Genomic DNA, 12434 nt, shown 5'->3' with positions numbered 1-12434 from the left:
CAGTTGAAGCTAGGGGTTTTTCTGTAGATTGTATAGTGTTCCACTTTTATGTGGATCATACGTGATTCTATGAGAATAGAGGAGAAAATACTCAAACAAAGGCTGCGAATGTTTGATTATACGCTATACAGATAACTGTACATGTTTGAGGATGATTGACCATATTTTTATTAGGAGGAAACAAACAATGATGGGAAAGAAAATCTTAGTCGTTGATGATGAGAAACCGATTGCAGATATTTTAAAATTTAACTTAGAAAAAGAGGGCTTTGAAATTGTGATGGCACACGATGGTGACGAAGCTATTGAAAAGGCAAATGAGGAACAACCAGATATGGTTTTATTGGATATTATGTTACCAGGGAAAGATGGGTTAGAGGTTTGTCGTGAAATACGAAAAAGCTCTGAAATGCCAATTATTATGCTAACTGCAAAAGATTCTGAAATCGATAAAGTATTGGGATTAGAGCTTGGAGCAGATGATTATGTAACAAAACCATTTAGTACGCGTGAATTATTAGCACGTGTAAAAGCAAACTTGCGTCGTCATCAACAAGGTGGCTCAGCTGAAAAAGAAGAAAATACAGAAATGGTTATTGGACCAATTGTGATTAATCCAAATGCGTACAGTGTAACGAAAAGAGAAGAAAGCATTGAGCTTACACATCGTGAATTTGAATTACTTCATTATTTAGCGAAGCATTTAGGACAAGTTATGACGCGTGAGCATTTATTACAAACGGTTTGGGGCTACGATTATTTTGGAGATGTACGTACAGTAGATGTAACAGTACGCCGTTTACGTGAAAAAATTGAAGATAACCCAAGTCACCCAACTTTAATTGTAACAAGACGTGGGGTAGGGTATTACTTGCGTGATCCAGAGCAGGAATAGTATATGAAGAAAGTTGGTTTTTTTCAATCGATTCATTTAAAGTTTGTGCTCATCTATATGCTATTAATTTTGATAGCAATGCAGGTTATTGGTGTATATTTTGTTCGTGAACTGGAGAAAAGTCTCGTACAAAGTTTTAGGGATTCATTAACACAACAAACGAATTTACTGTCTTATAATTTGAAGCAAGAGTTTGCAAAAGAGCGTGAAAAAACAGATCCCCCTTTAGAAGATGCACTTAAAACATCAATTACTGACTTCGCATCAGACCGGAAAAAGGATATTCAAGAAGTACGTGTGATTGACCCAAACAGGCGTCTACTAGCAATATCTAATTCATCTAAGCAAGGTATGGTAGGGAAAACAATAACAGACATAACAGTGCAAAGGGCTATTGTACAAAAAAAGGCTGAAGGAAAGATTGAGAAAGATGGAAAAACCGGTCACCGTGTTCAAGTTATGGCTACCCCAATTGAAGGAGAGAAGGGGAAAATAATTGGTGTCATTCACATCGTTGCTTCGATGGAAGATGTTTATAAGCAGATGAAGGATATCAATCAAATTTTTGCAACGGGGACAGTGATTGCTTTATTAGTAACAGCAGTTCTAGGAATTTTATTAGCTCAAACAATTACAAGACCAATTTCAGATATGCGAAGGCAAGCAATTGAAATGGCAAAGGGAAATTACTCCCGTAAGGTAAAAGTACACAGTCATGATGAAATTGGTCAATTAGCACTAGCGTTTAATAATTTATCAAAAAAATTACAACAAGCGCGTTCTTCGACTGAAAGTGAAAGACGTAAGCTTTCGTCTGTGTTATCTCATATGACAGATGGTGTAATTGCTACTGATCGAAAAGGGGACATTATTTTATTAAATGATCCGGCAGAAAAGATGTTAAACGTTTCACGTGAAACGGCATTAGATCAGTCTGTTTTAGAAGTGCTAGGCATTCAAGAGGAATTTACACTCGATCATCTATATGAAGAACCAGATTCTGTTTTATTAGATTTCAGTACGCGAAATGAACCGTATATCTTGAGAGCTAGTTTTTCTGTTATTCAAAAGGAAACAGGTAAAGCAAATGGTTTAATCGCTGTGTTGTATGATGTAACAGAACAAGAGCGAATTGACCGTGAGCGCCGTGAGTTTGTAGCAAATGTATCACATGAACTACGGACGCCGTTAACAACGATGCGTAGTTATTTAGAGGCACTTAGTGATGGTGCATGGCAAGATCCGAATATTGCACCGCAATTTTTAACAGTTACACAAGAAGAAACGGAAAGAATGATTCGACTTGTGAATGCCTTGTTACAATTATCTAAATTAGATAGTACAGAACATCGTTTAATGAAAGAATGGGTAGATTTTACGGATTTCTTTAACAATGTTATCGATCGTTTTGAAATGTCGAAGGAACAAAATGTAATTTTCAAGCGTTCATTCTCTAAGAAATCTCGATTCATTGATATGGATGCTGATAAAATTACACAGGTTTTATACAATATCATTTCAAATGCGTTAAAGTACTCTCCTGAAGGTGGAACAGTAACATATCGCCTGCGCGATCGAGAGGATATGTTAGAAATTAGTGTGAGTGACCAGGGAATGGGTATTCCAAAAGAAAATGTAGAGAAGATTTTCGAACGTTTTTATCGTGTAGATAAGGCGCGTTCAAGACAGATGGGTGGAACAGGCTTAGGTTTAGCCATTGCTAAGGAAATGATTGAGGCGCATGGTGGATCTATTTGGGCAAAAAGTGAGGAAGGAAAAGGGACAACCATTTATTTCACCCTTCCAATGGTGAAGGAAGAAGAGGACGATTGGGAATGAATATGGAAAACTTTAAAACCATTGTCCTTATTAACTTAGTTGTCATTAGTCTGTTTCTTACTTTTAATTTATGGACTTATGTACCTGATTCTAATTCATTGCAGAGCACAAAATTTGTTCCAGATAACGCAACAGCACCGAAACAAGATGTTTCAAATGTAATTGTCCCATCTTCTATGATTGTTCATAAGGATAACAATCATTTTGTAAGTGAAAAGAAAAGTAATATTAATTTATTATATACTTTTATTCAAAAAGGGGAATTGCACGATTTTAAGGATATTACAAACTCTATATCTAAAGGTGATTTCCTCTCTTATGTGCACGGGGAAGGCAAGATTGAAATTGTCTTTCCGACAGAGGTTCCGTTTGATGCGATTAGGAGCGTATTAACAATTAAAGATAAGAAATTGGATATGTTGAGTTTTGATCGTATTGTTGTTGATCCTTCTAAAAGTCGTGATCAAAATATTGATGTGAATTTCGTTTCTTATAGTACTCGTAAAGTGTATAAAATGACATTAACAGGTGTGAATCTAAGGGACATTATAAATGCACAAAATCAATTTTTAGCTTTAGCAAGACCGTATTTTGCGTATGAAATAAATGATACGAAAAATATATTTTTACCAGATGGTTCAACAGAAATGCAGAATTTAATATATTTTGCGCGAGTCATGGAAGTAGAATCATTTAAAAATGCACTATTTAGTGATCCGCGTTATGTGCAACCTTTTTCTAACGAAATAGAGGATACATATACAGATGGCATTCGTCTTATGCGAATAAACAAACAGAATCGAATGTTAGAGTATACAAATTCATCTGTATCTGGTGGTGCACCTATGAATGGTACCTCTCTTATGCAGCGGAGTTTTGAATTTGTTAATAGTCATAGTGGATTAACTGATGCTTATCGATTTGACTATATAAATTCTAAAGGGACTAAAGGGACAACCAAATTCCGTTTGTATGAAGAAGATTTGCCAGTATTTAACCGAGAAGGAATGACCGAATTAAGGCAAGTATGGGGATCAGAAGAATTAATTAGTTATAGACGCCCATTATTTAAATGGTGGTCAATTGATAAAGATGGAGAAACAACGCTTCCAACTGGTCGGACGGTTATCCAATCCCTAGAAAAAAATTCGAAGATAGCTAAAAATTTGATTCAAAACATTGGAATAGGTTATAAATTAGTACCGGAAGTTGAGCAAAACGGACAAATTACAAATATAAAGTTAAAGCCAATTTGGTACGTAATTTATGGTGAAGATCATCACGCATATGAGTGGAGTGAAGAGAAGGAGGGAGAGCTAATTGGACTGGAATCGGATTAAAACAATATTTATTGTTACCTTTTTTATTTTAGACCTCTTTCTCGTTTTTCAATTCATTCAAAAACAAGATAGTAACCAATTAGAGCTCATGGCAGAAACAAAGGTTGATCAGCAGTTAAAAGATGATAAAATTACCATTGGTGATTTACCAAAAGAACCAAAGAAAGATTCCTTTATTACAGCGAAAAATAAGGAATTTAAAGAAGAAGATATACGTTCTTTAAAAAATCAAACAGTTACTTTACGAGATTTAAACACAATTGAAAGTAAATTAAAGGAACCATTGTTAAATGCAAAAACACTTTCTAAAGATAAATATAGTGAGTTCTTGAAAAACTATGTGCTAGATGGTCAGAAATATGAGTTTGGTAAAGCAGAAGCAACGAAAATCTATTTCTTTCAAAAGTATAAAGATAAACCTATCTTTTATAATGATCATGGGATGATTGTTGTGGATGTAAATGAGAAAGGTGAATTTATTTCGTATACACAAACAATGTTAACCGATTTAAAAGAGATGGGTGAGAATGAAAAAGCAAAAGAGCAAGAGATTATTACCGCTCAAACAGCTTTAGAAAATTTATACTTTAAGACTGAAATAAAAATAAAACAAAATACACATTTTAAAGAAGCACAGATTGGATATGCAACTCTTGTAGCATCTTCTGCTTCTAATATACAAGTGCTTGCTCCGACATGGAATTTAAAAACAGATCGAAAAGTAGATTATTTTGTGAATGCCATTGAGGGACAAGTTATTAAGTTAGGGAAAGAAAAGGAAAATGAAAAAGAAAAAATAATGGAGTGAGCAGAAATGAGTTTGCATTTTAGTGTACTTGCAAGCGGCAGTACAGGAAATGCGCTATATGTAGGGACCGAGAAACAAAAATTGCTCATTGATGCAGGCTTGAGTGGAAAAGCGACAGAAGCCCTATTTCAGCAAGCTGAATTGGATATCCAAGATATATCAGGTATTCTTGTCACACATGAGCATAGTGATCATATTAAAGGTCTCGGCGTTTTAGCACGTAAATATCAGTTACCTGTGTATGCAAATGAAAAAACGTGGAGCGCTATGGAACATTTAATTGGTAACATTCCAACTGATCAAAAATTTGTTTTCTCAATTGGCGATGTGAAAACATTTGGAGATATTGAAGTGGAATCATTTGGCGTTTCTCATGATGCGGCAGAGCCAATGTTTTATGTATTTCATCATAATGGTAGAAAATTGGCCCTTATTACAGATACAGGTTATGTAAGTGATCGTATGAAAGGTATCATTAAAGGAGCAAACGCATTTGTGTTTGAAAGTAATCACGATGTTGAAATGCTTCGTATGGGACGTTATCCATGGAGTATAAAACGACGCATTTTAAGCGATGTGGGTCATGTTTCTAATGAAGATGCAGCACTTGCAATGGCTGATGTTATTACAGATGAGACGAAACACATTTATTTAGCGCATTTGAGCTTAGATAATAATATGAAAGAACTAGCACATATGTCTGTTGCACAGGTGCTAGAGGAAAAAGGTTTTGCAGTTGGGGAAGCGTTTGAGGTACATGATACGGATCCAAAGGCACCAACGAAAATTCAATACGTATAATTCTTGATTTTAGTAAACAATAAAGGGGAATATAGTTGTTTTCGGGAGGATTGGTGAACAAGTATGTCCTTTATTGATGAAGAGAAATTTCGTATGAAACGAACAGGTAAAAAGAAGCACAAAGGTATCGTTATTTCTAGCATAGCAGGAACAATCGTAGGGGCTTCATTGTTTGCATTTGGAGCTCCTTTATTTTCTCAATCTGAAACTGGCCCATTGCAGCAAGCTGAGGCAAGTGAAGAGAATATGGTAGTAAAGCAATCACAAACAGCGAATCATTCTGGTTTTGTAGATGCTGTTGATCGTGCATCGGAAGCCGTTGTTGGTGTAATAAACATTCAACGTGATAATTTTTCAGAAGCAGATTCAGAAGCTGGAACAGGATCAGGCGTCATTTATAAGAAAACAAATGGTCATGCTTATATCGTAACAAACCATCATGTTGTTTCAGGAGCGAATCGTATTGAGGTGAGCTTAAGTGATGGAAAAAAGGTTCCTGGTAAAATATTAGGTAGCGATGTAGTTACAGATTTAGCTGTTCTAGAAATAGATGCAAAGCCAGTTAAGAAAGTAATTGAAATTGGTGATTCTAATACAGTGCGTCGAGGTGAAGCAGTCATTGCAATTGGGAACCCACTTGGATTACAATTTTCAGGAACTGTTACACAAGGAATTATTTCTGCAAATGAGAGAATTGTTCCTGTAGACTTAGATCAAGATGGGCATTATGATTGGCAAGTAGAAGTATTGCAAACAGATGCAGCTATTAACCCAGGGAATAGTGGCGGTGCACTTGTAAATGTAGCAGGACAACTTGTTGGAATTAATTCGATGAAAATTGCAGCAAAAGAAGTAGAAGGAATTGGGCTTGCCATCCCTGTTTCGAGAGCAGTTCCTGTTATGAATGAACTTGAAAAGTATGGGAAAGTAAAACGTCCTTATGTTGGAATTGAACTGAGATCTCTAAATGAAATTCCGAATTATTACTGGTCTAAAACGCTGCATTTACCAGGAAATGTAATAGATGGTGTCTGCATTTTAGATGTGAAAAGTCCATCGCCCGGTGCAGATGCAGGACTTAGGGAACATGATGTAATTATAGCTGTTGATGGAAAACCAATACATGATATTATTGGATTCCGAACGATATTATATAATAAAAAAATTGACGATAAAATGACTCTGACATTTTATCGTGGTACAAAACGAGCAACAACAACGGTGAAATTAGGCAGTCAAAATTATTAAGAAAACAGGAGGACAGCCCTCCTGTTTTCTATTGTGAAAAAGTGAGGTGAAAAATATGAAGTTACCTTGTTGTTTAGAACATGTAGAATTAGCGTTGGATATCATTGTGGATGAGTGTGAAGTAGCGCCAGTTATCAACAGTGTGGATAACTCGGAAAAAGAACAAAAAACATGTGAATTTTGTCAAAATAAGGCGACATATGTTGTATCGAACATAGATTCTCACACAATATGTGGGTAATACTTGTGGATATGTGGATAAGTTTTGTGGATAACGTGTTTGTAAGGTGGGGAATACGTGTGAATATCTCGATTATTTCAATCGGAAAATTAAAAGAAAAATATTTAAAACAAGGTATTGCAGAATACTTAAAACGACTATCTGCGTATGCAAAAGTAGAAGTTATTGAATTGCCGGATGAAAAAGCACCGGAAAATTTAAGTGAAGCAGAAATGTTAATTGTAAAAGAAAAAGAAGGAATACGAATACTAGATAAAATTTCAGATGATACACATGTTATTGCATTAGCAATCGAAGGAAAACAAAAGTCATCAGAAGAATTTGCAGCGAATCTTGATCGTCTTGCTACATATGGGAAAAGTAAAGTGGCATTTATCATTGGGGGATCACTCGGGCTTAGCTCGGAAGTGATGAAGCGCTCTAACGAATCACTTTCATTCTCGAAAATGACATTGCCGCATCAGCTGATGAGACTGGTACTTTTAGAGCAAGTGTATCGGGCTTTTCGGATTAATCGTGGTGAACCTTATCACAAGTAAATGAGGTTTTGAGATTTGCAAAATGAACAATCTAACCAAATTTAGTACATGAGGAGTCCCCTCGAATTGAAAACAAAGGATTAGATTTGTTTCACCAATACTATAGAAGTACCATAATTGACATAGCTATAGATAGCTATGTTTTTTTATTTTCCTTATAGAATCCTTATAATTGTCATTTATTCTAAACTCACCAAATACAAGGAGGAAGTTTAGAATGAGTGAGATGATTTTAGAAACAAAGAATCTTTGCAAAACATTTCAAAAACAAAGGGTGGTACAAGATATTTCACTTTCTGTACCGAAACATTCAATATACGGATTGCTAGGTGCGAATGGGGCAGGGAAATCGACTACTTTGAAAATGATAACGGGCATGCTTATGCCTACTTCTGGTGAGATTTATTTTGATGGTCATAAATGGACGCGGCATGATTTACATTCTATTGGAGCTTTAATTGAATCCCCTCCGCTTTATGAAAATTTAACAGCAAGAGAGAATTTGCAGGTTCGTACGACTGCTTTAGGATTGCCAAAGTCAAGGATTGATGAGGTATTGCGTGTTGTGGAACTAGAGAATACAGGTAAGAAAAAGGCAGGGAAGTTTTCGATGGGAATGAAGCAACGATTAGGAATTGCCATTGCATTGCTTAATGATCCGAAGCTTTTAATATTAGACGAACCAATGAATGGACTTGATCCTTTTGGCATACAGGAATTAAGAGAATTGATTCTTTCTTTCCCTAGCAAAGGAATGACTGTTATTTTATCCAGTCACATTTTAAGCGAGGTAAGTCAGGTTGCAGATTATGTTGGGATTATATCGAACGGTGTATTGGGGTATCAAGGGCAATTGAATAAGAACGACAACTTGGAAAACTTATTTGTACAAGTGTCGAGAAAATATAAAAGGGAGGCATAAGGAATGATTCAATATCTTGCTTCTGAAAAAATAAAAATTAGACATACTTTTTTGAATAAACTTATATGGCTAGCTCCATTAACTCCAATGTTGATGGCTCTTTTAATATCGGGGGATTATTTTCAAATAACTAGTTACAACTGGTGGTACATTTTCATTCTTCCAGGAATGCTTTCCTTAAGTTGTGTACTTCTTGCGGAGAAGGATAAAAAAATGAATAATCGGGCTATCTTATCTTTACCCGTTTCATTAAAACAAGTATGGATTTCTAAAGTATTACTGATTTTAGGAATTTTGATCTGTTCCTGCATGATTTTTTTCTGTGGCATACAGTTATCTAGTTTACTAATAAATAAAGAGAATTTCCGAATCATTCCTGCGATGAATGTATTATTAGGAAGTATTGTTTTGATCGTTACTTTTATGTGGCAAATTCCCATATGCTTGTTTTTAGGTAACAAGATAGGTATATTTCCGACGATTCTATTAAATATGGGAGCAAATGTATTTTTAGGAATTCTATTTGCAACAAAGAGTATGTGGCTGATTAATCCATTTACATATCCAAGCAGACTCATGATTCCTATTGTAAAAATACTACCGAATGGTTTGTATGCAAAACCAGAGAGTGTAACGTTCACGCCAGAACTTCTTTCCTATTCTGTTATACTGCCAGGTGTGGTCATTTCAGTAGTGCTGTTCCTTTTGTTCACTTATATGACAACAAAATGGTTTGAAAAGCAGGAGGCAAACTAAAATGGGAGTTTTACCAAGGGTATTAAGAGCTGATTTTCTTAAGATGAAGAGTACGATTTTTTACTGGGTACATATAGTGATGCCGATCATTGGGATTGTTCTGTTTTTAAGTTATTGCTCCTTTTCAAAAGTTGATTCTATGAATAAGATTTCAGGCTATATACAAGTATTATCGATATCTTTTCCTTTGTTAATTAGTATTGTATGTTCTTCTGTTGTGGAACAGGAAGCATTGGCAGGGAACTTTAAGGAGCTTTTAGCAACGGAATATGGAAAGCGGAAAGCATTTATTAGTAAAGTCTTTTTTCTGTTAATATGCGGATTCTGTTCTACTATATTAGCAGTATTTGGATTTGCAGCAGGTATTCATTTTCTGCTAGGACAGAATGAACTACCACTGTCTTTCTATTTTGAGATTTCCTTCGTCCTTTTTGGATGTCAAATCTTTATATATCTATTCCATCTGTTCCTGAGCTTTCGCTTTAGTAAAGGTGCTTCCATTGGAATTGGCATTACAGAAAGCTTGCTGGCAGCTTTAATGCTTACCGGGTTAGGGGAGGTTATTTGGAAATACATTCCGTGTGCGTGGGGGATGAGATTGAGCAATAACTTTTTTGCATACAGATTGAAGCCAGATTCGTTTCATGCTTTACAAGTAGATACTCAAATAGGAGCGGTTATGTGTATTTGCTTAACGATTATTGCGTTTATTGTGTCACTTATCTGGTTTTCCTTTTATGAAGGGCGCAAAGAAATGTAAACACATTTTGTAAAAACAGCATTATAATGGAAGTTGGAGGAGGGGATCTGTATGGCAAAAATATTAGCAATTGATGATGAAGAAGGCATTCTTTATATTATAAAAAGTGCTTTAGAAAAAGAAGGACATGAGGTAACTGCCGTTCGTAATCCTCTTACAATTTCAAAGAACAAGTTTTGTCATTATGATTTAATTCTATTAGATGTCATGATGCCGGAAATAGATGGATTTACACTCTGTAAGGAGATCCGAAACTTGGTGGATAGTCCCATTGTGTTTCTAACTGCCAAAACAATGGAAAAGGATCTGATTACAGGTCTTAACCTTGGCGGAGATGACTATATTACAAAACCTTTTGGAATCGGCGAACTGCGTGCAAGAGTGTCGGCACATGTAAGACGTGAACATAGGGAAAAGCAAAATGCCTTTTTTCTATCAGGTATTACATTTAATCTATCGTGTAAAGAAGTAAGGTTTGACGACACAGTTATTCCATTTACGAAAAGTGAGTACGGAATTTGTGAGTATTTAGCTCTCAATCACGGCCAAGTATTTTCAAGAGAAAAAATTTACGAAAATGTTTTTGGGTATGATGGTGACAGCGATAATCAAGTCATTGTGGAACATATTAAAAATATTCGCTCTAAATTATCCAAGTATGGTATGAATCCAATAGAAACAGTGTGGGGAATCGGATATAAATGGAAAAGGTGAAAAAACAAATAAATCTTCGCAAAATTTTTATACGGTATATTTTCGCATTTTCAATAGGGACAATTGCTTTAGTCATTTTTCATCTTAGCTTGTTCAGTATTGGACTTAACAAAGGTGTGATTCTTCCGGCAAATTATTATGAGAAACAGATTGAATCGCAAAGAGATGCCATAGTAAAAGCAGAACAGGGCAATGATCGGATTTTAAAACAATATAAATATGTTGTGTATGACTTTTCAGGAAACATCATTCAAGGGAATCTTCATAAAAATGATGCGAGGCAAATATGGGATAACGTACAGAACAACGAAATAGGTGGCGGAGGATACTACTATACAGTTATAAAACGAAATAAAGATATTTGTGTCGTTTTATATACTTTGCATACGAGTTATAAAAATCCTTTGTTGCAGAAGTATTTACCAATCCCGGACATTTCTTTGATTATCTCTTTTATCTTATTATTTGTTGCGGAAGTGTTATTTCTATCTCGTTCTTTTGGCAAATCATTGTCAAAGGAAATGCTGATTTTGAAAAAGATAACCGATAAAATTCAAAAGGAAGATTTAGATTTTCAAGTAGAGCAATCTAGAATAATAGAAGTGAATGAAATATTAGATTCCTTAGTAAAAATGAAAGATGAACTGAACGATTCCTTACGTCAACAGTGGGAGATGGAAACGAATCGAAGAGAACAGATTGCTGCGTTAGCACATGACATACAAACCCCATTAACGATACTAAGAGGGAATGCCGAGCTGTTAGATGAATTAGCGTTGGATTCGGAGCAGGATAAATATAATCAACATATTTTGAAAAGTGTTGCTGAAATGGAAATGTATATGAAGTCTCTACTCGACATTACGAAAAGTGAGGAAGTTACTTCACTTCAATTTAAGCAAATAGAACTCCAAAACTTTATTGATAATCTTATAGAAGAAAGTGCAATTTGTGCTTTGGATAAACAGTTAAACCTAATCAAAGAGGTTAAAGAAATACCGCATTTTATTCATGGTGATGAAGCTGCTTTGAAAAGAGCAATTATGAATGTGATGATGAATGCAATTGAATATTCTCCAGCAAATGGTGACTTGATTTTTTCAATTGAAACGATTAATAGTAAGGTCCGATTTATTGTCGAGGATTCAGGAAGAGGATTTACAAAAGAAGAAATGAATTCAGCTACAGAGCAGTTTTATAGAGGAGATAAGAGTAGAAATTCAAAAAATCATTATGGTATCGGACTATATATTGCCAAAAGCTTTGTAAAGCAGCATGGTGGAAATATTTACTTAAGTAATTCAGAAAAGCTGTGTGGTGCAAAAGTTATTTTGGAAGTATTGATGTAATGGAGAACACCTTTGATTGAAAATTTGACAATATTATACCTACTTATTAGTTTACTAACATGAGAAGACCATTGGAGAAAACTTCCTGATGGTCTTTTACATACTGTCTAAACCGTAATGGGTCATAATAAGTGGAGGAATCCTTGTTTAGATTGTAGCAGGATAAGTAATGAACAACATACAATTGCATTTTTCCAAACAGAGAAAATGGTAAAATTAGTT

The 12434-nt window shown here is 35.1% G+C and carries 13 protein-coding genes; all 13 read left to right on the top strand.

The genetic code is table 11. The annotated features are described in order from the left end of the window. Positions 1-187 precede the first annotated feature (187 nt). The 13 genes from walR (at position 188) to ORL93_RS25350 (ending at position 12212) form a co-directional block, all read left to right on the top strand. Complete coding sequence (gene walR, locus ORL93_RS25410; protein ID WP_000971870.1) at positions 188-895, top strand: cell wall metabolism DNA-binding response regulator WalR; 708 nt, start codon at positions 188-190, stop codon at positions 893-895. Between the two features lie 3 nt (positions 896-898). After that, a complete protein-coding gene (gene walK / locus ORL93_RS25405; RefSeq protein ID WP_097793948.1) occupies positions 899-2734 on the top strand; it encodes a cell wall metabolism sensor histidine kinase WalK in 1836 nt (611 codons plus the stop codon). Then, positions 2731-4074: a YycH family regulatory protein gene (locus ORL93_RS25400; RefSeq protein ID WP_098160872.1), complete on the top strand. Its 1344-nt coding sequence runs from the start codon at positions 2731-2733 to the stop codon at positions 4072-4074. Before walK ends, ORL93_RS25400 begins: the two co-directional genes overlap by 4 nt. Next, positions 4055-4882 carry a two-component system regulatory protein YycI gene (locus tag ORL93_RS25395; protein ID WP_018764832.1) on the top strand — a complete coding sequence of 276 codons (828 nt, stop codon included), beginning with the start codon at positions 4055-4057 and terminating at the stop codon, positions 4880-4882. The genes ORL93_RS25400 and ORL93_RS25395 overlap by 20 nt, the downstream gene beginning before the upstream one ends. 6 nt (positions 4883-4888) lie before the next feature. Beyond that, complete coding sequence (locus tag ORL93_RS25390) at positions 4889-5683, top strand: MBL fold metallo-hydrolase (protein WP_265959661.1); 795 nt, start codon at positions 4889-4891, stop codon at positions 5681-5683. Between the two features lie 63 nt (positions 5684-5746). Continuing rightward, complete coding sequence (locus ORL93_RS25385; protein WP_097793950.1) at positions 5747-6931, top strand: S1C family serine protease; 1185 nt, start codon at positions 5747-5749, stop codon at positions 6929-6931. Positions 6932-6986: 55 nt separating this feature from the next. Continuing rightward, positions 6987-7172 (top strand): CxxH/CxxC protein, encoded by a 186-nt coding sequence (locus ORL93_RS25380; RefSeq protein WP_097794011.1) that lies wholly within the window; start codon positions 6987-6989, stop codon positions 7170-7172. Positions 7173-7231: 59 nt separating this feature from the next. Further along, positions 7232-7711 carry a 23S rRNA (pseudouridine(1915)-N(3))-methyltransferase RlmH gene (gene rlmH, locus ORL93_RS25375; protein WP_003209320.1) on the top strand — a complete coding sequence of 160 codons (480 nt, stop codon included), beginning with the start codon at positions 7232-7234 and terminating at the stop codon, positions 7709-7711. Positions 7712-7928: 217 nt separating this feature from the next. Beyond that, positions 7929-8633 (top strand): lantibiotic protection ABC transporter ATP-binding protein, encoded by a 705-nt coding sequence (locus ORL93_RS25370; RefSeq protein WP_265959660.1) that lies wholly within the window; start codon positions 7929-7931, stop codon positions 8631-8633. 3 nt (positions 8634-8636) lie between these two features. Further along, positions 8637-9389: a lantibiotic immunity ABC transporter MutE/EpiE family permease subunit gene (locus ORL93_RS25365; RefSeq protein ID WP_097793952.1), complete on the top strand. Its 753-nt coding sequence runs from the start codon at positions 8637-8639 to the stop codon at positions 9387-9389. 1 nt (position 9390) lies between these two features. Further along, positions 9391-10149 (top strand): lantibiotic immunity ABC transporter MutG family permease subunit, encoded by a 759-nt coding sequence (locus tag ORL93_RS25360; protein ID WP_097793953.1) that lies wholly within the window; start codon positions 9391-9393, stop codon positions 10147-10149. Between the two features lie 51 nt (positions 10150-10200). Beyond that, positions 10201-10863, top strand: coding sequence for a response regulator transcription factor (locus ORL93_RS25355; protein WP_265959659.1), 663 nt, complete (start codon positions 10201-10203; stop codon positions 10861-10863). Next, positions 10851-12212: a sensor histidine kinase gene (locus ORL93_RS25350; protein ID WP_097793955.1), complete on the top strand. Its 1362-nt coding sequence runs from the start codon at positions 10851-10853 to the stop codon at positions 12210-12212. The genes ORL93_RS25355 and ORL93_RS25350 overlap by 13 nt, the downstream gene beginning before the upstream one ends. Positions 12213-12434: the final 222 nt, after the last annotated feature.

Source organism: Bacillus sp. DHT2 (assembly GCF_026241455.1).
GTDB lineage: Bacteria > Bacillota > Bacilli > Bacillales > Bacillaceae_G > Bacillus_A > Bacillus_A pseudomycoides.
The sequence above is the reverse complement of the archived record's forward strand: the minus strand, read 5'-3'. Positions and strand labels throughout refer to the sequence as shown.

Bases quoted from the DNA above. Each gene is read 5' to 3' on its own strand.
- ORL93_RS25380 (WP_097794011.1), top strand. From the start codon at position 6,987: ATGAAGTTACCTTGTTGTTTAGAACATGTAGAATTAGCGTTGGATATC.
- ORL93_RS25365 (WP_097793952.1), top strand. From the start codon at position 8,637: ATGATTCAATATCTTGCTTCTGAAAAAATAAAAATTAGACATACTTTT.
- ORL93_RS25390 (WP_265959661.1), top strand. From the start codon at position 4,889: ATGAGTTTGCATTTTAGTGTACTTGCAAGCGGCAGTACAGGAAATGCG.
- ORL93_RS25360 (WP_097793953.1), top strand. From the start codon at position 9,391: ATGGGAGTTTTACCAAGGGTATTAAGAGCTGATTTTCTTAAGATGAAG.
- walR (WP_000971870.1), top strand. From the start codon at position 188: ATGATGGGAAAGAAAATCTTAGTCGTTGATGATGAGAAACCGATTGCA.
- ORL93_RS25400 (WP_098160872.1), top strand. From the start codon at position 2,731: ATGAATATGGAAAACTTTAAAACCATTGTCCTTATTAACTTAGTTGTC.
- ORL93_RS25350 (WP_097793955.1), top strand. From the start codon at position 10,851: ATGGAAAAGGTGAAAAAACAAATAAATCTTCGCAAAATTTTTATACGG.
- ORL93_RS25370 (WP_265959660.1), top strand. From the start codon at position 7,929: ATGAGTGAGATGATTTTAGAAACAAAGAATCTTTGCAAAACATTTCAA.
- ORL93_RS25385 (WP_097793950.1), top strand. From the start codon at position 5,747: ATGTCCTTTATTGATGAAGAGAAATTTCGTATGAAACGAACAGGTAAA.
- ORL93_RS25355 (WP_265959659.1), top strand. From the start codon at position 10,201: ATGGCAAAAATATTAGCAATTGATGATGAAGAAGGCATTCTTTATATT.
- walK (WP_097793948.1), top strand. From the start codon at position 899: ATGAAGAAAGTTGGTTTTTTTCAATCGATTCATTTAAAGTTTGTGCTC.